Annotated in this window: 17 protein-coding genes; 7 read left to right on the top strand and 10 right to left on the bottom strand. The window is 64.6% G+C overall.

Translation table 11 applies throughout. The features are described 5' to 3' along the window. The 4 genes from XH88_RS33290 to XH88_RS33275 all read right to left on the bottom strand — a co-directional run. A partial coding sequence (locus tag XH88_RS33290) for a caspase family protein (RefSeq protein WP_271672430.1) occupies window positions 1-2,282 on the bottom strand: 2,282 nt, incomplete at its 3' end. 333 nt (window positions 2,283-2,615) lie between these two features. Next, window positions 2,616-3,359: a carbonic anhydrase gene (locus tag XH88_RS33285; protein WP_271672429.1), complete on the bottom strand. Its 744-nt coding sequence runs from the start codon at window positions 3,357-3,359 to the stop codon at window positions 2,616-2,618. Between the two features lie 130 nt (window positions 3,360-3,489). Beyond that, window positions 3,490-6,993 (bottom strand): DNA polymerase III subunit alpha, encoded by a 3,504-nt coding sequence (gene dnaE, locus XH88_RS33280; protein WP_271672428.1) that lies wholly within the window; start codon window positions 6,991-6,993, stop codon window positions 3,490-3,492. 451 nt (window positions 6,994-7,444) lie between these two features. Beyond that, the gene (locus tag XH88_RS33275; RefSeq protein ID WP_271672427.1) at window positions 7,445-8,164 is read right to left on the bottom strand and encodes an outer membrane protein; all 720 of its coding nucleotides are present in this window, start codon (window positions 8,162-8,164) and stop codon (window positions 7,445-7,447) included. 259 nt (window positions 8,165-8,423) lie between these two features. On the opposite strand from XH88_RS33275, the gene XH88_RS33270 reads away from it, so the two are divergent. Together XH88_RS33270 and XH88_RS33265 are read left to right on the top strand one after the other, a co-directional pair. Beyond that, the gene (locus XH88_RS33270) at window positions 8,424-8,729 is read left to right on the top strand and encodes a DUF3551 domain-containing protein (protein WP_271672426.1); all 306 of its coding nucleotides are present in this window, start codon (window positions 8,424-8,426) and stop codon (window positions 8,727-8,729) included. A 1-nt stretch (window position 8,730) separates the two neighbouring features. Beyond that, complete coding sequence (locus XH88_RS33265; protein ID WP_271672425.1) at window positions 8,731-8,988, top strand: DUF3551 domain-containing protein; 258 nt, start codon at window positions 8,731-8,733, stop codon at window positions 8,986-8,988. Window positions 8,989-9,021: 33 nt separating this feature from the next. Here the strand turns inward: XH88_RS33265 and XH88_RS33260 are convergent, their stop codons facing one another. Continuing rightward, window positions 9,022-9,774, bottom strand: coding sequence for an SDR family oxidoreductase (locus XH88_RS33260; protein ID WP_271672424.1), 753 nt, complete (start codon window positions 9,772-9,774; stop codon window positions 9,022-9,024). Between the two features lie 109 nt (window positions 9,775-9,883). On the opposite strand from XH88_RS33260, the gene XH88_RS33255 reads away from it, so the two are divergent. The 3 genes from XH88_RS33255 to XH88_RS33245 all read left to right on the top strand — a co-directional run bounded on the left by XH88_RS33255 (window position 9,884) and on the right by XH88_RS33245 (window position 13,088). Further along, window positions 9,884-10,816 (top strand): AraC family transcriptional regulator, encoded by a 933-nt coding sequence (locus XH88_RS33255; protein WP_271672423.1) that lies wholly within the window; start codon window positions 9,884-9,886, stop codon window positions 10,814-10,816. 559 nt (window positions 10,817-11,375) lie between these two features. After that, window positions 11,376-12,623, top strand: a complete 1,248-nt coding sequence (locus XH88_RS33250; protein ID WP_271672422.1) for a hypothetical protein — start codon at window positions 11,376-11,378, stop codon at window positions 12,621-12,623. A 192-nt stretch (window positions 12,624-12,815) separates the two neighbouring features. Then, window positions 12,816-13,088 carry a hypothetical protein gene (locus XH88_RS33245; RefSeq protein WP_271672421.1) on the top strand — a complete coding sequence of 91 codons (273 nt, stop codon included), beginning with the start codon at window positions 12,816-12,818 and terminating at the stop codon, window positions 13,086-13,088. Window position 13,089: 1 nt separating this feature from the next. Here the strand turns inward: XH88_RS33245 and XH88_RS33240 are convergent, their stop codons facing one another. Both XH88_RS33240 and XH88_RS33235 read right to left on the bottom strand, forming a co-directional pair. After that, window positions 13,090-13,962 (bottom strand): GNAT family N-acetyltransferase, encoded by an 873-nt coding sequence (locus tag XH88_RS33240; RefSeq protein ID WP_271672420.1) that lies wholly within the window; start codon window positions 13,960-13,962, stop codon window positions 13,090-13,092. Window positions 13,963-14,105: 143 nt separating this feature from the next. Beyond that, window positions 14,106-15,479 (bottom strand): FAD-binding oxidoreductase, encoded by a 1,374-nt coding sequence (locus XH88_RS33235; protein WP_271672419.1) that lies wholly within the window; start codon window positions 15,477-15,479, stop codon window positions 14,106-14,108. A gap of 109 nt (window positions 15,480-15,588) precedes the next feature. Between XH88_RS33235 and XH88_RS33230 the strand changes: the two genes are divergently transcribed. Continuing rightward, entirely contained in the window at window positions 15,589-16,497 is a 909-nt protein-coding gene (locus XH88_RS33230) for a LysR substrate-binding domain-containing protein (RefSeq protein WP_271672418.1), read from the top strand. A gap of 35 nt (window positions 16,498-16,532) precedes the next feature. On the opposite strand, the gene XH88_RS33225 is transcribed toward XH88_RS33230, so the two are convergent. After that, a complete protein-coding gene (locus tag XH88_RS33225) occupies window positions 16,533-17,306 on the bottom strand; it encodes a helix-turn-helix transcriptional regulator (RefSeq protein ID WP_271672417.1) in 774 nt (257 codons plus the stop codon). Between the two features lie 112 nt (window positions 17,307-17,418). On the opposite strand from XH88_RS33225, the gene XH88_RS33220 reads away from it, so the two are divergent. Beyond that, window positions 17,419-18,498, top strand: coding sequence for a quinone oxidoreductase family protein (locus XH88_RS33220; RefSeq protein WP_271672416.1), 1,080 nt, complete (start codon window positions 17,419-17,421; stop codon window positions 18,496-18,498). A 129-nt stretch (window positions 18,499-18,627) separates the two neighbouring features. Here XH88_RS33220 and XH88_RS33215 read toward each other — a convergent pair whose 3' ends face one another. After that, window positions 18,628-19,332, bottom strand: coding sequence for an ABC transporter ATP-binding protein (locus XH88_RS33215; protein ID WP_271672415.1), 705 nt, complete (start codon window positions 19,330-19,332; stop codon window positions 18,628-18,630). 7 nt (window positions 19,333-19,339) lie between these two features. Continuing rightward, window positions 19,340-20,620: a lipoprotein-releasing ABC transporter permease subunit gene (locus XH88_RS33210; RefSeq protein ID WP_271672414.1), complete on the bottom strand. Its 1,281-nt coding sequence runs from the start codon at window positions 20,618-20,620 to the stop codon at window positions 19,340-19,342. Window positions 20,621-20,653 lie beyond the last annotated feature (33 nt).

The following is a 20,653-nucleotide window of genomic DNA, read 5'->3' as shown; positions in this document are numbered from 1 at the left end:
GGGGGCGGCGCGGCCATCCGCGGCGGTGGGGGCGCTACCCGCGGCGGAGGCGGCGCCACGCGCGGAGGAGGCGGAGGCGTCGGCCTTGCGACCGCCTGCGGGTGCGGCGGCGGCGGGGGCGGCCTTGTGACCTGCGCGGGGGTTGGTGTTGCAGGCCGCTGGCCCTGCGGCTTGATCGGCTCCCGCGTGGTGACCGGCGGCGAAGGCTGCGTCGGCTTTCCATTGGTCACAGTCGTCGTAGTCACGCCCGGCTTGCTCGCGGGGGTCGTGGTCGGCGTCGTGACGGCAGGCTGATGCGCCAGCGATTTCGCATGCGGATCCGCCCCGCCCGCCGGCGGCGTTTGCGCCACCGGCGGCTTGGTCGTCGGGACCGTCGCGGCATTCGCCGGAGCGGTCGTGGTGGCAGGCGCTGTTGCCGTGTTGGGATGTGGCTGCGGCTGGCCATTCGCAGGTGCCGTCGCCGTCGGCGCCCCCCGGTTCGGCGCGGTCGGCGGCGGACCGGCTGCACCGGCTGGCGCAGGCGGCGTGTTCTTGGTGCCCGGCACCGGCAACGCATGGCCTGGTGGCGGCGGTGGGGGGGCCGCGGACGGAGCGGTCGTGGTCGGCGTCGCGTGGACCGACATCACCTTCATTGCCGCCGGCTTTGCCGTAGGGTTGCTGACGAGTGCTGCCTGGCTCGGCTTGAGTGGCTGACTCGGATTGGCCTGGATCTGCTGCGCCTGCTGCTTCACGGCCGTCGGTACCTGTGTCATTGCGCTCGGACGCGCTGTCCCGTTCGCGGCAACGGCAGCGGCAGCCGCCGTATTTCCGGCCGGTGGCGGCGGCGGCGCCTGGTTGATCACGGTGTTGATGACCGTGGTATTATGGATGTTGTTCACAATGATGTTGTTCGGCGGCGGCGCGACATAGACCGGCGGATTGTAGAAGGCCGGGATCGGCACGAACACCGGCTGCGGCAGCACGAACAGGCCGACCACAGGAAACGGCGGCGGCAGCACCACGAAATCCGGCGGCGGCGGCGGGCAGAAATAGACCGGCGGCGGCGGCGGCGGCACGAAGTCAAACACGGGATCGCTGAAGTACAGCACCGGACGATCAACATAGACGATCTCCTCCGGCGGCGGTGGCGGTATGTCATAGTCCATCATCGCGAAGGTCGGCGGCGGCTCGAGCGGCGCGGTCAGGATCGCGAGCCGGCGCCTTGCATCTCCCGCATGCGGCCCGTGCGGATAGCGCCGCAGATACGACCAATAGGCGTCCGGTGTATCGGCGCGATAGGTCCGCCGCCAGGTGATCGCTTCGCGGCGCGCCGCCACGATCGCCATCACGCGCTTGGCCAGCGGATCGCCGGGATAGGCGGCGAGGAACTCTTCATAGGCCGGCAGCGTGTCGCGCTCGAGCGCGGCCGCATAGGCGTCCTGCACACCGAGATCGCGGATCGGCTTGTTGCGGATCGCGGCGACCTGGTCGGGCGCCGCCTGCGGCGGAGGCGGCGGCGCATCGGGGGCGCGATCGAAGAAGCTGAATTGCGCGGAGATCTTCTGGTCGTCCCAGGGCACCTGCGCGCCCTTGGAATTCTCATTGACGCGCAGGCGGACACGGTCGAACACCTCTGGCAGCGACAGTCCGCCGGTGCGGATCATCTCGGCCAGCGACTGGGCGTAAATGCCGTACGGCCCCGGCTCTTCGGGCGCCACCGTGCCCGGCGCGGCGTTGAACGCGATCAGCATGTTCGGATCGGGCTCGACCAGCGCGAGCCCGCTCGCGATCGGCTGCTGACCGCCCTCGATGAAGGGTTGCGCCCGTGCGGCGTCGAGCACGATGATGTTGGCCTTGAGCGGAATGGCCGCGAGCTGGCGGGCATAGTCGCTGATGCGCAGCGCCTCGGTCGGAATGTCGGTGTCGCGCGCAATGTTGGAATCGACCGGGATGAAATAGTTCTCGCCGGCGAGCTGCACGCCATAGCCCGCGAGATAGATCATCGCGACGGTGCCGGGGCCCGAGGCCTGCGCCTTCTGGATGAAGTCGCGCAGGCTCTTGCGCAGCGTGTCGCCGTCGAGATCGCGCGCGCCGACCACGTCGAAGCCGGCCGCCTGCAGCGTCTGCGCGATCAGGCCGGCATCGTTAGCCGTGGTCGCCAGCGGCGACTTGGCATAGGCGCCATTGCCGACCACGAGCGCAATGCGCTTTTCCTGCTGCTGTGCGCGCGCCGGGCCGAGCGCGCCCACAACGAGGAAGATCGGCAGAAAGAAGCAGATGATGGCCTTGTGTGTCCCGCGCATGGCTTGCTCGCCCGTTATTGTCGTTGATGTACCAACACGCATGAGACGCGCGGCCGGCTGAACGGCACTTGAACGAAAGGCTGGGATTGAGGCGGCGGCATGGCGACCGCCCGGGCCCGGCGCCTCGCGTCAGCTCCACGTCAGCTTCGCCGCAACGATGTCATGGGACATGGGCACGTCCCTGTCGATTGGCCGAGCCAGTCTGAGCTCGAGACCGCCGTCTGCGCGGCGGTCTCGTCCAGGGCGAGGAAATCAATGCGGGGCATCGACCTTGCTGCCCGCCTCTGACAATCAGTGGCGCGACCGCCCGGCCCTGGTGCTCCGGAAAGACGTTCAGCCCTGGGTGAGCAACTCGACGGTCCCGGTGCGCAGCCGATAGATGCCGCCGACCACCTTCAGCTTGCCCTGCTCGACCGCTGCGCTGAGGATCGGGGTGGACGATTTCAGCTTGGCGACGTTATCGATGACGTTCTGGCGGATGGCGTTCTCGAGCGCGTCCCCGCTCTGCTGGGCAACCGCCTTCACTGCCGGCGCGATCGCGGAGACCAGCGTGGGAATGTGTCCCGGCAGCGGCTTGTCGTCTTTCAGCGACTTGATGGTGGCATCCACGGCACCGCAGCTGTCATGGCCGAGCACCAGGATCAAGGGAGTGCCGAGGGCGGAGACGGTGTATTCCATGCTGGCAACGGTCTCATCCCCGGCGAAATTTCCGGCGACGCGGCATACGAAGAGATCTCCGCGGGCGCTGTCGAAGGCATATTCGGGCGCGATGCGCGAATCGGCACAGCTCAACACCGCCGCATACGGATTCTGACCACCGACCAAGGCCTCGCGCTCGTGCGCAAAGTCGTGGCGGCGCGACACGCCGGCCACGTAGCGCGCATTGCCTTCCATCAGCCGCTTCAGCGCCGCGTCGGGCGACAGCACGTTCTGCGGCTTCGGCGGAGCCTTCGCCTGCTTGGCAGATGCGGTTCCGCCAAAAGCAGTCGCTGCCAGCGCAGCGGAGGCAAACAGCATCATGGAGCGCCGAGAGGGAGCAACGGATTGATGCGAATTGTCAGAGCATTTGTCGCACATGGTTGTGAGTCTTCCTGGCTTCCCGCCGAACGAGATGATCGAGCAAGCAACTCATAGCTGCGCGCGAGCGACTTCGAAACCGCACAGGAGTTGAATAGTTAAGCCTTGGTTTGCGCCGGTGCAGGCAATGTCAGAGCTGCTGCACGTCCACCACGCCTGCGACCGCCTTGATGGCGCCGGCGATCTGCGGCGAGACCTTGAAACGGCCAGGCAGCTTCATCTCGACCTCGGTCTCGAGATCGAGCATCATCACCAGCGAGACCTCGCCGTCGCCATTGGAGCGCGGTGCGAGGCCGGGACTGCCGATCTTTGGCGCGGCGCCGTTCGAGGGGGCTGCCTCGGGTCCGGCCAGGCGCTTGGCGATCGAGTCCAGCGGCTTGGTGTCGCGCACGAAGATGCGCAGGCCCTTCTGAGTCTTGGCCGCGGCGTCGTCGAGCGGCTCGGCATGCAGCACGCGGGCGCGGACGTCCTCGCCCTGCAGCTCCGCACCCAGCTGCAACAGCACTGCGGCGCCCGGCTCCAGAACATCGCGATATTGCGCGAGGCCTTCGGAGAACAGCACCGCCTCGAAATGCCCCGTGGGATCGGAGAGTCCCATGATGCCCATCTTGTTGCCGGTCTTGGTGCGGCGCTCCATGCGCGACACCACGGTTGCGGCGACCTTGCCGGCGGTGGCGCCGGTCTTCACCGCACGCGAGAACTCCGCCCACGACTGCACCCGCAGGCGCTTCAGTACGGTGGCGTAATCGTCGAGCGGATGGCCCGACAGGAAGAAGCCGACGGCGTCGTATTCGCGGCGGAGTTTTTCGGCCGGCAGCCACGGCTCGATCTGCGGCAGCATGATGGTCGGCGCGTCCGCCGACATGCCGAACATGTCGTTCTGGCCGATGGTGGCGGCCTCGTGCGCGCGCTGGCAGGCGGCGAGGATCGAGTCCGCACCGGCAAAGACGCGGGCGCGGTTCGGCTCCAGCGTGTCGAACGCGCCGGCAGCAGCCAGGCTCTCGATGATGCGCTTGTTGATCGCGCGTGGATTGACCCGCGCGGCGAAATTGGCGAGCGAGGTGAACAGGCCGTTTTTGGTCCGCTCCTCGATGATCTGCTCGATCGCCTGGATGCCGACGCCCTTCAGCGCAGCGAGCGCGTAGTAGATCGTCTTCTCGCCGACCTCGAAGGTCGCCCCGGAGCGGTTGATGTTCGGCGGCTCGACCTTGATGCCGAGACGCTGCGCCTCGGAGCGGAATTCGGAGAGCTTGTCGGTGTTGTTGAGATCGAGCGTCATCGACGCCGCGATGAACTCCACCGGATAGTGCGCCTTCATGTAGGCGGTGTGATAGGATACCAGCGCGTAGGCCGCCGCGTGGCTCTTGTTGAAGCCGTAGTCAGCGAATTTGGCGAGCAATTCGAAGATGGTCTCGGCCTGGCCCTTCGGAACGCCATTCTTCACCGCGCCCGCAACGAAGATGTCGCGCTGCTTGTCCATCTCGGCGCGGATCTTCTTGCCCATGGCGCGACGCAACAGGTCGGCGTCGCCGAGCGAGTAGCCCGACATCACCTGCGCGATCTGCATCACCTGCTCCTGGTAGATGATGACGCCGAAGGTCTCCTTCAGGATCGGCTCGAGCACGGGATGCAGATATTCCGGCTCCTCGTCGCCGTGTTTGCGCGCGCAATAGGTCGGGATGTTTGCCATCGGGCCCGGGCGATACAGCGCGACCAGCGCGATGATGTCCTCGAAACGGTCGGGGCGCATGTCGATCAGCGCGCGCCGCATGCCCTGGCTTTCAACCTGGAACACGCCGACCACGTCGCCGCGCGCCAGCATCTGGTAGCTCTCGGCGTCGTCGATCGGCAGCGTGGCGAGATCGACATGGATGCCGCGCGGCTTCAGGAGCTTCACCGCGACGTCGAGCACGGTCAGTGTCTTCAGGCCGAGGAAGTCGAATTTGACGAGGCCCGCCGGCTCGACCCATTTCATGTTGAACTGGGTCACGGGCATGTCGGATTTGGGATCGCGGTAGAGCGGCACGAGCTCGCTCAGGGGACGATCGCCGATCACGATGCCGGCCGCGTGGGTCGAGGCGTGGCGCGTCAGGCCTTCGAGGCGCTGCGCGATATCGAAGGCGCGCGCCACAATCGGGTCTTCGTCGCGGAATGCCTGCAGCTTCGGCTCGCTCTCGATCGCCGCGGCCAGCGTCACCGGCGCGGCCGGATTCTGCGGCACGAGCTTGGTCAGCTTGTCGACCTGGCCGTAGGGCATCTGCAGCACGCGGCCGACGTCGCGCAGCACGCCGCGCGCCTGCAACGTACCGAAGGTGATGATCTGCGCGACCTGGTCGCGGCCGTAGCGCTCCTGGACGTACCTGATCACCTCGCCCCGGCGATCCTGACAGAAGTCGATGTCGAAGTCCGGCATCGAGACGCGTTCCGGATTGAGGAATCGCTCGAACAGCAGGCCGAACTTGATCGGGTCGAGGTCGGTGATGGTGAGCGCCCAGGCGACCAGCGAACCTGCGCCCGAGCCGCGGCCCGGTCCGACCGGAATGCCCTGGCTCTTCGCCCATTTGATGAAGTCGGACACGATCAGGAAGTAGCCGGCGTATTTCATCCGCATGATGACGTCGAGCTCGAACGCCAGGCGCTTGTTGTAATCCTCTTCGCTCGTGCCCTGCGACAGGCCATGCACACGCAGGCGATTGGCGAGCCCCTCCTCCGCCTGCCGCTTCAGTTCGGCCGCCTCGACTGCGGCTGCATCGGAGCTGCCGGCAGCACCGACCGTGAAGAACGGCAAGATCGGCTTGCGCGTCAGGGGGCGGAACGAGCAGCGCTCGGCGATCTCGACGGTCGAGGCCAGCGCCTCCGGAATGTCGGCAAACAGCACCGCCATCTCGGCGCGGGTCTTGAAGCGATGATCGGGCGTGAGCTGCTCGCGCTCGGTCTCCGCGATCAGCCGGCCGCCGGCGATGCAGAGCAGCGCGTCATGCGCCTCGTAATCGTCGGTGGCGGCGAAGTACGGCTCGTTGGTCGCCACCAGCGGCAGGCCTTTCGCATAGGCGATATCGATCAGGCCGCTCTCGATGCGACGTTCCTTGTCGATGTTGTGGCGCTGTATCTCGACATAGAGGCGGTCGCCGAACAGGCCGGCGAGACGCTCGCAGCGCGCGGCCGCAACCTCGGCCTGTCCGCTCGCGAGCGCGAGCGAGATCGGACCGTCGGGGCCGCCGGTCAGCGCGATCAGGCCTTCGGTCTCACCGTCGAACCAGTCGAATTTGATGAACGGCGCGTGGCTGTCGGGCGATTCGAGGAAGGCGCGCGAATTCAGCCGCATCAGGCTGCGATAGCCACGCTCTTGCGCGGCCAGCAGCACCACGCGCGAGGGCGCAAGCGCATTGCGCGCGTTGGGATCCTGGTCGCCGAAATCGATTGCGAGTTCCAAGCCGACGATCGGCTGGATGCCGGAACCCGCCATCTTGTCGGAGAATTCGAGTGCACCGAACAGATTGTCGGTGTCGGTCAGCGCCAGCGCCGGCTGGTGATCCTTCTTCGCCAGCTCGGCGAGCTTGGCGATCTTGATGGAGCCCTTCAGCAGCGAATAGGCCGAGTGAACGTGAAGATGGACAAATCCGGCGCTCGGCATGGTCGCGTGACGGCCTCTTGCAGATGAATTGGAGCGGTCGCCGGCGTCAGGAGCGTCATTCTCTCGCCCAGCCGACTCGCCTCACAATGGTGGGGACTCGCCGCGCCAGAGTCCACGCCGGAGCGGCCGCTTCCCCGCCTCATCCTGCTTTTCCCCAAGGAGCCTTGGGGTCCTATCGGTTAGAGCTGCGGAATGACCTGGGCCCAGATCGCAATCATCCCGACGAACAGCGCGATCGACGTCAGTGCAGCGGCTTCTTCCACGAAGATCCTGAACATGGCTTGCTCCATCACCAGAACGTATGAAGAACATTGTTCTCACTTTGTTCTATGGAGTCAAGCACTCCAAGCCGAATCAAAATGGAATGGTTAACTTGCTGAATTCACTCAATAAAAAAGCCCCGGCACAAGGCCGGGGCTTTCGACGATCGCTCTGTCCAGAGCGACTATTCTCAGTAACGCGCGACGATCGGGCCGCCGAACTTGTAGTTCAGGCGGACGAGGCCCATGTCGACGTCCTGGCGGATGCGGTCGGTCTGGAAGCCCGCGAAGGTGACGTCCTTGTCCGACAGGAAAATGTGGTTGTACTCGACGCCGACCGACCAGTTCGGAGCAAAGCCGACCTCGAGGCCTGCACCGACGGTGCCGCCCCAACGGGTGTCGCTGACCGACGCAAACGTCACGCCGGCCGCACGGAGCTCGTTCTTGGTGCCAACCACAGCCGCACCGCCCTTCACGTAGAGCAGGACGTTGTTCCAGGCGTAGCCGACCTGACCGGTGATCAGACCGAACGAATCGATCTTGGAGCGATCGGTGAAGCCGGTGAGACCGCTGACGTTGTCGCCGGAGAAGTCGGCCCAGTTGCCCTGGCCTTCCACGCCGAACACCCACTGCGCCGACTGCCAGCGATAGCCGACCTGGCCGCCGACCGTGCCGCCGGTTGCGTTGTGAGAGCCTTCGCCGCCGACCGCCGGAGCGAGCTGATCCCAGGTCGTGTGAGCCGAAGCGCCACCGCCGTTGATACCGATGTAGAAGCCACTCCAGTCATAGACCGTGGCGATCATCGCGGGCGCCTTGGTGTAAGGACGCGCAGCGAGGTCAGCAGCCAGCGCCGGCGCAGTCGCGCTGATCGCGACGAGGCTCACGGCAGCAAGCAACAAATTCTTGTTCATTTGATTCCCGTTCCAGTTTCGTCGTTAGTCGTTAGGCCCCCGGCCGTGGCGCCGTCTTAGCAGCGATCGACGGAATTGCTGTAACCTCGACGCAACAGTCGAAGCTAAAGGGCCGTGCTGCGTTAATGGATGTTTAGCGGCGCGCGCTGGAAGCCCTATGAAACAAGAGTTTTCCCGAATTCCAATCTCCATCGCATGATCTATACTGCAGAGGCGCGTAACAACGACGCGCGCACATTCGCGTGAACAGAGAAGAGAGATGCGCGCACGCGCCCTCCCCATTGTCGCCACATTTTTGCTCACCTTCGCCACATTCGCGTTCATGTCGAGCGGAAGCACATCGGCACGCGGCTTCGGAACTCATCACGCGTTCTGCCTCACAGGTGATGAATGGCCGGCTCTCAGCAACTGCATGTCCGACGGCTATGCGCAATGCCAGGCGAGCTCGTCGGGCCGCGCGCTGACCTGCAGCGCCAATCCGTATTTTGCAGGTCAAAGCGATGATCCCTACGCTTATCCAGATCGTCTGCGCGCGCAGACGCCAGCCTATTCCTGGCCGCGCTGAGATGCGCAGCACCTGCCTGACGCTGGCCGCGGTCGGTGCACTGCTCGCGAGCGGGTCTGCGCACGCGCAGACCTACGACCCGAACTATCCGGTCTGCATGCAGATCTACGGCCCCGTCGGCTATCTCGACTGCCGCTACGGCTCGTTGGAGCAGTGCAAATTTCTCGCCGTCGGCCGCCCCGCGAGTTGCGTCGTGAATCCGTATTTTGCGCAAAGGAAACCTATGGCTCCGCGCCGCGCGAGACACGCCGCCGATTAGGGCGTGTGCTCGCGGGCACAGAGACCACCTCGGTTAGCGGTTCGCCTCCGCCATCCAAATTTCAGCGTCGGCTCCTGCGGGGATATGCAGCGGTGCCGACGGATCGGTGGCCGCGCGCCAGATCGCCGCGGCGACATCAGGTGCGCGGGTCACCGGACCGGCGCTATTGCGAACGCTCGCCACAAAATGCTCGATCAGAGGCGCATAGTCGGGATCGTCAAGGCCACGCAGATGCGGGCGCGCATTGTCGCCGAAGCGCGTCTCCGGCGAACGTCCCGGAAGAACGAGATGAACGCGCAGGCCGAACGGCGTCACCTCCGCTGCCAATGACTCGGTGAAGGCATTCACCGCCGCCTTGCTTGCCCGGTAGACGCCGACCAGCGGCAGAGGCTTGAGCGTGACCGACGATGTGACGTTGATGATGACGCCCGCCCGGCGCTTGCGAAATTGCGGCAGCACTGCCTGGGTCATGGCGAGCGTGCCGATCGTGTTGGTCTGGAACAGCGCATGTACCGTCGCAGCGGTCGTGAGCTCGATCGGTACCGGTGCGCCGAAGCCGGCATTGTTGACGAGCACATCGATCGATCCGGCCGCTGCGACCGCGCGAGCGATGCTGCCGGGATCGGAGATATCGAGTGGAAGCACGCGCAGGCGCTCGGAAGCTGGCAGCAGCTCCTCGCGCGGGGTACGCATCGTCGCCACCACCCCCCAGCCCCGATCGAGGAACAGTTTCGCGGTCTCAAGGCCGAAGCCGGACGAGCAACCGGTAATCAACACGCTCTGCATGGACACCTCCAGAAGCAAGAACTGCCCGGTGATAGAGGCGCCGCGTGGGACGTGATATAATTCAGAGTATCAGTTTCTTTAGCATCAGTCCTGCCAGTGTGTCCTCACCATGACCATCGATCCGCTCGCCCAGATTGTCACCTTGCTCCAGCCAACCGCGCGCTTTTCCAAGTTTGTGGAGTGCGCCGGCTCTTGGCGAATTCACCGACGGAGCACCGGCGAACCATTCTACTGCGCGGTGCTGGAAGGACGTTGCCGTATGATCGTCGACGGCCAACCGCCCGTCGCGCTCGAGGCCGGCGATTTTGTGCTCGTTCCCGCCGTCCATGATCTCGTCAATGAGAGTCCGGACCCGCCTACTGGCCGATCCATCACTGTGCCGACGGAGGTCGGCGATGGCCATTTCCGCGTCGGCCGTCAGGAAGGACCGGCAGATCTGCGCATGCGTATCGGGCACTGCACTTTCGGCTCGCCGGAATCTGCCCTGCTCGTTTCCTTGTTGCCTCAGATGGTGCTCGCACGCGGCGAGCCCCGACTAGTCACCCTGATGCAGCTCGTTGGAGACGAGACCCGCGCGCGGCGTCCGGCGCGAGAGCTCGTACTCGAGCGGTTGTTGGAGGTACTCCTGATCGAGGCTTTGCGGTGCGGCGCAGAAACAGCATCCGCGCCGGGACTCTCTCGCGGGCTTGCCGATCAGCGTCTCGCTGCAGCACTCTGCGCGATGCATGCGCGACCCGAGCATCCCTGGACTGTGGCTGAGCTAGCGACAGAGGCCGCCCTCTCCCGCTCCGCTTTCTTTGCCAGATTCAGTCGCACCGTGGGATTGTCGCCAATGGAATATTTGCTGGCTTGGCGCATGGCGCTGGCCAAGCAGCTGCTGCGCGAGCGCGACCTCGGCATCGATCAAGTGGCCGAACGGGTGGGTTATGGTTCGGCGAGCGCCTTCAGCGTCGCGTTCGCCCGTCACGCGGGCACGCCGCCCGCCCGTTACGCGCGCTCAATGCACGCCGATGCCAGGGCCGCCACGACGCAGGACGCATGAACAGGACAACTACCCCGCATTATCATCGCGGATTGCGCTCGACCTGTACCGATCTCGACCCCTATCGCCAGGGTGGAGCGCGCAACGACGGCGCGATCTCGGCAGCCCCTCCTCGCCCCACTGCGCCAAACCATCACAGAGCGACAGACTGAAGCGTCCGGCTCAAGGTACGGTTCGCGCACCGCGCCCCACGTATCCCACGGTGAGGTCTCGCTCCTGGCAAGCCGACCAAGTCACGCGCGAGATTGACGCGCGCAAAGTGCAAGATGCGACACAGCGCGGGCATATCCAGCGGCAAGCCGCCGATCAGAGCCGCATGTGCGCCGGGATCGCCCAGCGCGCTGGAGCCGGCATAATAGTCGAAAGTCGCGACTCGCCCATCTGAAGCCTGTCGGCAAAAGCCGGAGAACCATTCGCGGGCGCCTCAACGGAAATGACCGCCCCACCACTCGGTACGGTAAACTCGGGCGTCTCAAACTTGCCGCTAAAAGTTGGGACTGTTCAGGTCGCTCTGAAACGTAAGCGCATGTCCTGCATCGGCTTCCGGTCTGCTCATTTCATGCTCGCCCGCATCTTGCTCCTCGTGGTCTCACTGACGATCCCTGCCGCATTGCGCGCCGAGCAGTCGGCGGTCGAGAAAGCCGGATTTGCCTCGAGGCTGACGATTTACCTGGCCAAGGGAGCACCCGACGCATGCGGCCCGGGCTGCGACCGCTGGATCGCCATCGAGGGCGAGATCGACGGGAACGCGGCGTCCCGCGTTCGCCGCTTCCTCGCCGGCGTCAGGGATATGCAGCGTCCGATCTACCTCCATTCGCCCGGCGGCAACGTGGAGCAGTCCTATGTCATCGGCCGGCTGCTGCGCGGCCGCAAGGCGGTCGCGCGGGTCGGCCGGACGATTGCAGCGGCATGTGCCGCCGACGCGCAAGTGGACGCTGCGTGCCTGATGACGAAGAACTCAGGCGGCGAGATCGAGGCCGAACTCACCACCTACCGCGCGATGTGCAATTCGGCCTGCGGTTACCTGTTTCTCGGCGCGACCTCGCGCGAGGTGGCCCCCGACGCTGCGCTGGCGGTCCACAGTTCCAGGCTCGTGCTTGCAATTCACGGCAACCCACCTCCGGGATTGATCGCCGAACTCCGGCAGCGCCGCACGGCAACTGCCGACCGCGACCGCACCGCGTATATCGCAGCGATGGGGATCAGCCGCGAACTTGATGATCTGATCCGGACTGTCAAATTCGAAAACCTACACATGCTGACACGCGCCGAGCTCTACCGGTTCGGCATCGACACGCGCCCGCTTGCCGAGACGATGTGGCGGCTGGAGAAAGGAACTCGGCCGTACGTCAGCAAGTTCGCAACGCTGAAGAGCGAAAACGGCCCGTCGTTCCGAATGATGGAATGGCGCCTGTATTGCGACAGCAAGAACCGCGTGCCGCTGATGTTCGCGGCCGAGATCGAGGGAGCTGCGGTCGGCAAACGCACCATCATGATGACGGCGGACGCCGCTCCCAATGAGGAAGCCGGAGGATTTCCGACGCGAACAGGCAAATACGAAATGTGGAGCGGGTCCCTCGATTTCGGCACGTTCAGGGCGATCATGGCCTCCCGTTTCCTGCATGTCCGGGAGATGACGCGGAAGCCCGACGAAACGGCAGACACGACAAGCTTCGACATCGACGCCACTGGCCTGCGGTCGGCGTGGACACAGCTCGAACCATCATGCCTGCCGGCGACGCCCGCCGCGAAGAGGTCTTCACCGGCAATTCCCCCGCCGAAGGCCACGGCTGCGCCGTCGCAATAACCAAGGGACCTTTCGCGCTCGAGCGGATACCGGCCCGGCACGGTCGTCACCAGGATGGCCCGCTCAACGATGAGGCGGCACTCGCACTCTTAGACGTCAGATCTTGGCCCTCGCCGTGTAAAGCCCGGCGACGCATTTGTAGCGCGCGATATACCAGTCATCTGACCGGTAGATGGGATGGGAGCTCTTCCATTGCGCCAGACCTGCTTGGCCGCCGATCAAGCAACCCTGAAGCGTGAGCCCGGGCTCCAGATTCGAGTTCGTAACGACCATCTCGCTGCAATCATGAGTCGCAAGATGACAAAGTACAGCCACGACGGTGACAAACATAATTTTGAAATCCGAAAAATGTCTAATGAAGTGAAATGTCAGCTACATACTTCAGAAATCGTCCGAACGGAAGCGGCAGCTCGCCTCCGCACCATTTCAAACCGCATTGATGCAATTGTAAGTTTATCGAGCTGAGTTACATGAAACCCGGATTGCGCGGGAGATAACTAACCCAATCTCCAAATTGTCGATTCGACATCAGCAGCATCGGAAACGTCAGCCGCATCCCGTGCTCGGTCGCTACCCTGAGCGCCGGCTCGCTCGCGCCCGGCACGAAAGCCGAAATGGTCGGACACTCGCTCCGTGCCGCGAATGATAACGCGGCAGCGAGCGCCGAGCCCACGAGATCTGGCCGGCGCACTGCAAGCGGACCAATATGCCCATCCGATATATAGACATAGCCCACACACTCGCTGCCGGCGTGGATGGTGAACCCGTTCGTCGTGCTGTCGCCCAGGAGGTATTGATGATGCTTCTGCCTGGAAACACCGAGAGCACTGAGATCAACGCACGCCAGCTCACCGAAGTCGGCCGTCATGGCCGCGAGAGATTCAAGGCGGAGCCGCGGCTCGGCTGAGCTCGGCGCCAGGCGTTCACGCGGTGCGCTGACCATGTAGATCGGAAATCGCGGGAACAGTCCATGGCGGATGTAGAGGCCTTGCGACACGTTGTTGAAGGCGAAGGTGATCAACGCTTTGATGGATGCTCCGCGCTTGTCCGCGTGAGCGAACGTCTTGCTGATGAGTTGATTGCCGATGCCGCCGCTCTGACGATCTGGCGCCACGAACAGCTGTGCCAAAAACCAGAGCTCATCACAGATCCAACTCCACGCGAAGCCGACAATTTCTCCCTCGTCATCGGCGACCCAAAGTCCGTCCGGATCGTCCGTCAGGGAGAAAGCTTGAAGGTTTGGCGGGCGAGAGGCGGCCATCTTTCCGAATCCGTGCCCTTCGGTGAAGTCATTGATGCTGGCGACCACGATCTCGTCGGCTCGCTTGAGGTCGTCCATGCGAGCGGGTCGACATACGATAGCCATTCGCGAGTTCTCCTGGGAATCGGCACACCCCGTCGGCCGCAGAACCCGGCTCGTGCCGTAGCGATGTTCCGCTGACATTCTGAATCGGGACGGCGCACGAAGGACGCGGCTGGCGATCAGGCCAGCGGCCGGATGTTCTGGTTCATGCGAAAGAAATTCCTCGGGTCGTATTTCGCTTTGATCCGCTGCAGGCGCCGGTAGTTCGGTCCGTAGGCAGCAGCAACGGGATCGCCTGTCTCGTCATCATCGAGATAATTGACATAGCGTCCGGAGGCAAAGAAGGGCCGCATCCTTTCATAGGTTTCCCGTGTCCAGGAGATGCAGCGACTCGTGTCGCTGGCCTGCGTCCACTGCGTGAGGATCAAGAAATTGTAGCCCTCCTGCCGATGCGGAAATGCCGTATCCCCGGTGCCGACGCGGGCCGCCGCGCCGTGGATGTGCTCAAGAAGCAGCTGTCCCATGGGAGTCGGACAGCGCGCGAAGCATTCGATCATGGTCGCAATCGCCGCATCGCTCAGCTCCATGAGGAAGTTCGATTTCCAGTAGTTGAAGGCGCCTCTCGGATAGTTGGCGTCGAGCATGCGGTTGAGGTCGCAATAGGGCATCGGCCCGACTGCATCCAGGATCGGAGCTCCGAACTGCTTCAGCGGCCGCATCGCTCGTTCGGCGTCCGCCGCCGGACCGCAGTGGCAAGTGACCAGGGCGGCGACGTCCGTGCCGGAGCCGTCTGGCGCATGCGTCAGGGACGCGAACAATATGTGCTCGTCCGCGAGCGATCGCGTACTGGCCCGGAAGAATTCCAGCACATCGCGGGAGCGCCCAATCGGGTGGACGATAGGGCCACCGGTCACGGTTGGCCCGATCGCATGAAGATCATATTCGAGACTTGTGGCGATCCCGAAGTTTCCGCCGCCGCCGCGGATAGCCCAGAACAGATCGGGCTCCTCTTGCCTGCTCGCCCGCAAAACCTTGCCGTCGGCGGTTACGAGTTCGACAGCGCGCAAATTGTCCAGCGCAAGGCCATACTTGCCCATGAGCCAGCCAAGTCCCCCGCCGAGGGTCAGTCCGGCGATGCCAGTGGTCGAGACCACGCCGCCGGTGACCGCAAGCCCGTGAAGCTGAGTTTCGCGGTTAACCTCGCCCCAGGTAGCCCCACCCTGCGCCCATACGGTCTTGCCGACAGCGTCGACCCGGACGCCCTTCATGGGTGAGAGGTCGATCATGATCCCGCCGTCGATGGTTGCGCGCCCCGCGACATTATGGCCGCCGCCGCGAACCGCGACCTCAAGGCCAAGCTTGGTCGCAAGAGCCACGGCATCGACGACATCGGCCACACCGCGGCACCTGGCAATCAATGCTGGTCGCTTGTCGACCAGCCCGTTATGGACCTTTCGTGCCTCCTCGTAGCCCGCGTCCGCTGGTTTGAGGAGTTGTCCTCCGAAGGACGCGGCAGGTTCGGCTGCGGCGCTGGCGACAGATGCGATGGACATGACGTGATCTCCTCAGCTTGATCCGTCCCCATCCTCGATCGTGGGGCCGTCCCGGAGCAAATCCGAAGATTTCAGGTGACGATGAATCTATTTCACCTAGACTGGCCGCATGCACAAGCTGCCACCGCTGATCGAACTCCGCGCTTTTGAAGCCGCCGCCCGCCATCTGAGCTTCAAGCAGGCGGCGGCAGAACTCGGGGTGACGCCAACTGCGATCAGCCACCAGATCGGGCTGCTCGAGCAGTATTGTGCTTGCGCCCTGTTTCGCCGCAGGCCACGGCCTCTTTCGCTGACCGATGCCGGAGCGCGGTTATTCCCCGCCATTCGTGGCGGGCTCGAGTCGTTTGCCGCTGCGATTGCGGCCGTCAGGCAGGAAGGCGACCGACAGCCGCTCCGGGTGACAACCACCAATGCCTTTGCCAGCCGCTGGCTCGTGCCCCGCCTGCCCCTGTGGCGGAAGCTGCATCCCGACGTGCCGTTAGAGGTCATCGGCACAGACTCCGTGCTCGATTTGCAGGCCGGAGACGGCGATGTTGCCATTCGCTATGCGACGAGCCGGGCACGACCGACGGGCGGCATCGTCGAAGATCTCTTCCGCGACACATTCTGGCCGGTCTGCAGCCCGCGCCTGCTAGCAACGGGGCACCTGAAGAGACCGATCGACCTCGCAAAGCACGTTCTGATTCACTCCTATTGGTCGCCGGCCGATCGTGAGCCACCGACGTGGCAGCGATGGCTCGCCGCGGCTCAGCGCAGATGGCGTGAAGTGCCCCAATTCAGGGACATGCAGCACCTGAGTTTCCGGGAGGAACTGCATGCCATCGAGGCGGTGATCGCCGGACAGGGAATCGGAGTCTTCAGTGACGTGCTCGCGGCACGCGACCTAGCGGCTGGGACGCTCGTAAAGGCCTTCAAGCTGAGCTTGCCCGGCTACGGCTTCTATGTGGTCAGCAAGTCAGGCCATCCCCGCGCGCGGACCATCCGGGCCTTCTCGGAGTGGTTACGGTCAAATCCCTGATCCGTCTCTTACGCTGGCTGATATGCCCTTGGGCCCTACACCGGCGTGTAGATCACCAGCTTCAGCGCGGGATCGTCATTGGCCTGGAAGCTGGTGTGCTCGAAATGCAGCACGCCCTTGGTCGGATGGATCATGGTCTTGCGGCCCGACAAGGTGCCGTGCACCTCGTGCGCACCCCACCATTTGACGAACTCAGGGCTGCCTGCGCGCAAACGCGCCAGCAATTCGGCAAAGGCGGGATCGCCGGCCCAGACGTCGTGGGTGGCGCGAAACATCGCGACCATGCGCTTGGCCACATCTGCCCAGCCCGCGCCGTAGGATTTCCGGGTCTTCTTGTTGGTCATCATCAAGAGCAGCGTGTTGCGATCCTCTTCCGGCAACCGCCCGAACGCAAAGATCTCCTCGGCCGCGTCGTTCCAGGCCAGCACGTCCCAGCGCCGCCCGGTGATGTAGGCCGGATGCGGCAGGCTCTCGACCAGGCGCCGAATGGCCGGCGGCACCACCTCGCGGGTGAAGGTCCCCCTCGCGCCGTCGCGCGCGAGATCCTTGAGGTGCGCATGCTCGGTCTTGCTGAGGCGCAGCGCCCGCGCCAGCGCGTCGACCGTGGTGACCGACGGGCTGACGGTGCGGCCCTGCTCGAGGCGGATGTACCAGTCGACGCCGATGCCAGCGAGTTGAGCGACCTCCTCGCGGCGCAGGCCTGCGGTGCGCCGCCGCTGGCCGGCGGGAAGTCCGACCGACTTCGGCGACAGCTTTTCGCGGCGTGAGCGGAGGAAATCGCCGAATTCGACACGGCGGGGATCGGCCATGGTGTATTTCCGTAATGGATGGAGGGTCCCTGGAATACTAGGATAATACCAGGCCTTCTTGTCCCTTCAAGGGCGCCTCATATGGGGATCACCCGTCTCTGAGGTGAACATCATGAAAGCTGCCGTACTCAAATCCCTGGGATCGCCGCTGGTGGTCGAGACTGCGCCTGATCCGGTGCTCGGCACCGGCGAGGTCATCGTCGACGTGGTCGCTACGCGCGTCCTCTCCTACATGAACGAGGTTTTCAGCGGCGAGCGCAACTACGCGCTCGAGCTGCCGATCATTCCGGGCCCCGGCGCCATTGGCCGGGTGCGCGCGGTCGGCCCCGATGCCACCAAACTCAGCGTCGGCGACTGGGTGTTCTGCGACCCGACGGTGCGCTCGCGCGACGATGTCGTGGCGCCCGATATTGCCCTGCAAGGCCTCACGGCCGCTGGTCCCGGCGGCATGCGCCTGCAGCAGCATTTTCGCCACGGCTCGTATGCCGAGCAGATGCGTGTGCCGACCGAGAACGTGAAGAAGCTTGGCCGGATCACGTCAGAGGAAGCCTCGCAATGGTGTGCGCTGGGGACGGCGCTGGTGCCATACGGCGGCTTCCTCGCCGCAAAGCTTCAGCCGGGCGAGACCGTGCTGGTGAGCGGGGCCACCGGCAATTTCGGCAGCGCCGCCGTCTCGGTCGCGCTCGCGATGGGGGCGGCCTGCGTGGTGACGCCCGGCCGCAATGAGGCTGTCATGGCCGATCTCGTCCGCCGCTTCGGCGCGCGGGTGAAGCCGGTCAGGCTGACGGGCAACGAGGATGACGACCGCGAGGCAATGAAGCGCGCGGCGGGCGGCCCGATCGACTGCGTGCTCGACATCATGCCGCCCTCGGTGGCGACCAGCGTGGTGCGGGCGGCCGTGATGACGGTGCGCGCCTATGGTCGGGTTGCGCTGATGGGCGGCGTCGGCATGGCTGGCGGCGCCGGCCTCGAGCTGCCCTACCCCTGGATCATGCGCAATTGCATCTCCGTCCATGGCGTCTGGATGTATCCGCCGGATGCGGCAACGCGTTTGATTGGGCTGGTACGCGCGGGACTGTTGCGGCTCGACGAATACCAGACGACGAATTTCGACCTCGACCACGTCAACGAGGCCGTCGCGCACGCCGCCGCCAACAGCGGGCCGTTCAAACTGACGGTGATCCGGCCGTAAGTGGCCTGCCCGCTGCGGCGATGCGCCGTTGCAGCGGGTTTGCCTGATATCTCAAACGGTTGAAAGATTCGGCCCCGACCGTAGCCGGCCATCGCCGTCTACTGTGCATGGGGTTGTTTTCGCGGTTTTTTATTCGAGCTCGATGACCTGACCGTCGGACAGCGACACGCGCCGATCCATGCGGCCGGCGAGCTCCATGTTGTGGGTCGCGATCAGCATGGAGACCTTGGTCGCCTTCACGAGCTGCATCAGGGCCTGGAACACGTGGTCGGCGGTGTGCGGATCGAGATTGCCGGTCGGCTCGTCCGCGAGCAGCACGCGCGGCGCGTTGGCGACCGCACGCGCGATCGCGACACGTTGCTGCTCGCCGCCCGACAGCTCGGCCGGGCGATGCGTGATGCGGTCGCCGAGGCCGAGATAGCCGAGGATCTCCTTGGCGCGCTTGACGCTCTCCGATTTCTTCAGGCCGCGGATCATCTGCGGCAGCATGACGTTCTCCAGCGCCGAGAATTCCGGCAGCAGCCGATGCGACTGGTAGACGAAGCCGATATCGCTGCGGCGGAGCTGGGTGCGCTCGATATCGGGGAGCTGCGAGGTCGGCGCGCCGTTGACGTAGACTTCGCCGGAATCGGGCGCCTCGAGCAGCCCTGCGATGTGCAGCAGCGTTGACTTGCCCGAGCCCGAGGGCGCGACCAGCGCGACCGACTGGCCCGCCCACAGCGCCAGCTTGGCGTTGTCGAGGATCGTCAGCGCCGCCTCGCCCTGCAGATACTGCCGTTTTATCTCGTGGAGATAGATGACCGGTACATCTTCCGCCCCCTGCTGCTGCTCCATCAGCCCCTCACTCGTACCGCAGCGCTTCGACCGGATCGAGGCGCGCGGCACGCCACGACGGATAGAGCGTCGCCAGGAAGGACAGCGTCAGCGCCATGATGACGACCGCCGTGGTCTCGCCGACGTCGATCTCGGCGGGCAGCTTCGACAGGAAATAGAGCTCCGGCGAGAACAATTCGGTCGAGGTCAGCCAGGACAGGAATTGCCGGATGGATTCGATGTTGAGGCAGATCACGAGGCCGACAAAGAACCCGACCAGCGTGCCGACCACGCCGATCGAGGCACCCGTGATCAGGAAGATACGCATGATCGAGCCTTGCGATGCCCCCATCGTCCTGAGGATCGCGATGTCGCTGCCCTTGTCCTTCACCAGCATGATCAGGCCGGACACGATGTTGAGGGCCGCGACCAGCACGATCATGGTGAGGATCAGGAACATCACGTTGCGCTCGACCTGGAGTGCGTTGAAAAAGGTCGAGTTGCGCTGCCGCCAGTCGACCAGGAACACCGGCCGGCCCGCCGCTTCCGTCACCGATTTGCGGAAGGAATCGATCTTGTCGGGGTTGTTGGTGAACACCTCGATCGAGGTGACGTCGTTGCTGCGGTTGAAATAGGCCTGCGCCTCGGCGAGCGGCATGAAGACGAAGCCGAGATCGTATTCGGACATGCCGATCTCGAACACGGCGACGATCTTGTAAGGCTTGATCCGCGGCGTGGTGCCCATCGGAGTAACAGCCCCCTTGGGCGCGACCAGCGTTACGCTGTCGCCGGCATGCAGCGACAATTGGTCGGCGAGACGCCGGCCGATCGCGACGCCCTGCCCGTCGTCAAAGCCCTCGAGCGAGCCTTGCTTGATGTTCTTGGCAATGGAGGTGAGATTGTTGAGGTCGTCGGAACGGATCCCGCGCACCAGCACGCCGGAGGCGTTCCAGGGCGAGGACGCCAGCGCCTGGCCGTCGACGACGGGCGCGGCGAGCCGAATCCCATCGACCTGGCTGATGCGCTCGGCGACGTCCTTCCAGTCGGTCAGCGGCGATTCCAGCGGCTGGACCAGAATATGGCCGTTCAACCCCAGGATCTTGTCGAGCAATTCCTTGCGGAAGCCGTTCATCACGGCCATCACGATGATCAGCGTGGCGACGCCGAGCATGATGCCGAGAAAGGAGAACCCGGCGATGACCGAGATGAATCCCTCCTTGCGGCGCGCCCGCAAATAGCGCGCCGACAGCATCCACTCGAAGGGCGCGAAAGGCGCAGTTTGAACGGTTTCAGTCATGGTTTCATCCATCGCTCGATAATCCCATGATTCGGGGTCAATTGT

Source organism: Bradyrhizobium sp. CCBAU 51627, from assembly GCF_028128765.1.
GTDB lineage: Bacteria > Pseudomonadota > Alphaproteobacteria > Rhizobiales > Xanthobacteraceae > Bradyrhizobium.
Note: the sequence above shows the minus strand (reverse complement) of the source record. Positions and strands in the feature narration are given on the sequence as shown.

Excerpts from the sequence above, each read along its gene's own strand:
- XH88_RS33250 (WP_271672422.1), top strand. The coding sequence starts at position 11,376 with ATGCTCGCCCGCATCTTGCTCCTCGTGGTCTCACTGACGATCCCTGCC.
- XH88_RS33240 (WP_271672420.1), bottom strand. The coding sequence starts at position 13,962 with ATGGACGACCTCAAGCGAGCCGACGAGATCGTGGTCGCCAGCATCAAT.
- XH88_RS33255 (WP_271672423.1), top strand. The coding sequence starts at position 9,884 with ATGACCATCGATCCGCTCGCCCAGATTGTCACCTTGCTCCAGCCAACC.
- XH88_RS33210 (WP_271672414.1), bottom strand. The coding sequence starts at position 20,620 with ATGGATGAAACCATGACTGAAACCGTTCAAACTGCGCCTTTCGCGCCC.
- XH88_RS33275 (WP_271672427.1), bottom strand. The coding sequence starts at position 8,164 with ATGAACAAGAATTTGTTGCTTGCTGCCGTGAGCCTCGTCGCGATCAGC.
- XH88_RS33230 (WP_271672418.1), top strand. The coding sequence starts at position 15,589 with ATGCACAAGCTGCCACCGCTGATCGAACTCCGCGCTTTTGAAGCCGCC.
- XH88_RS33235 (WP_271672419.1), bottom strand. The coding sequence starts at position 15,479 with ATGTCCATCGCATCTGTCGCCAGCGCCGCAGCCGAACCTGCCGCGTCC.
- dnaE (WP_271672428.1), bottom strand. The coding sequence starts at position 6,993 with ATGCCGAGCGCCGGATTTGTCCATCTTCACGTTCACTCGGCCTATTCG.
- XH88_RS33265 (WP_271672425.1), top strand. The coding sequence starts at position 8,731 with ATGCGCAGCACCTGCCTGACGCTGGCCGCGGTCGGTGCACTGCTCGCG.
- XH88_RS33215 (WP_271672415.1), bottom strand. The coding sequence starts at position 19,332 with ATGGAGCAGCAGCAGGGGGCGGAAGATGTACCGGTCATCTATCTCCAC.
- XH88_RS33270 (WP_271672426.1), top strand. The coding sequence starts at position 8,424 with ATGCGCGCACGCGCCCTCCCCATTGTCGCCACATTTTTGCTCACCTTC.
- XH88_RS33225 (WP_271672417.1), bottom strand. The coding sequence starts at position 17,306 with ATGGCCGATCCCCGCCGTGTCGAATTCGGCGATTTCCTCCGCTCACGC.
- XH88_RS33220 (WP_271672416.1), top strand. The coding sequence starts at position 17,419 with ATGAAAGCTGCCGTACTCAAATCCCTGGGATCGCCGCTGGTGGTCGAG.
- XH88_RS33260 (WP_271672424.1), bottom strand. The coding sequence starts at position 9,774 with ATGCAGAGCGTGTTGATTACCGGTTGCTCGTCCGGCTTCGGCCTTGAG.
- XH88_RS33285 (WP_271672429.1), bottom strand. The coding sequence starts at position 3,359 with ATGTGCGACAAATGCTCTGACAATTCGCATCAATCCGTTGCTCCCTCT.